Source organism: Sporomusa sp. GT1 (assembly GCF_014634905.1).
Taxonomy (GTDB): domain Bacteria; phylum Bacillota; class Negativicutes; order Sporomusales; family Sporomusaceae; genus Sporomusa; species Sporomusa sphaeroides.
Genome location: NZ_BMBX01000115.1, coordinates 1 through 209, shown reverse-complemented (window position 1 = coordinate 209; position 209 = coordinate 1). Strand labels below are relative to the sequence as shown.

Annotated in this window: 1 protein-coding gene; it reads right to left on the bottom strand. The window is 47.8% G+C overall.

The features are described 5' to 3' along the window. A partial coding sequence (locus tag GT1_RS22060; protein WP_223226454.1) for a glycine/sarcosine/betaine reductase component B subunit occupies positions 1-209 on the bottom strand: 209 nt, incomplete at both ends.

Sequence of the window (209 nt, the reverse complement as noted above, 5' to 3'; positions counted from 1 at the left end):
TTGCCGCTGACTACCGCGCCATCCAATTCCTCATTGGGATGAAGCAGGGTCGGCAGGATATTGGCCTGGTTGACACCGTAAATATAGGTGTCATGTAAGAGTCCCTGGGTAATATTCATTTGCGCGTAAACTACCCTGGGCAAATTAGGATATTTGGCGGTTTCTGCAAAAATACTGCCAAGTTCGAAGGTAAGTATCTCATCCGGGGT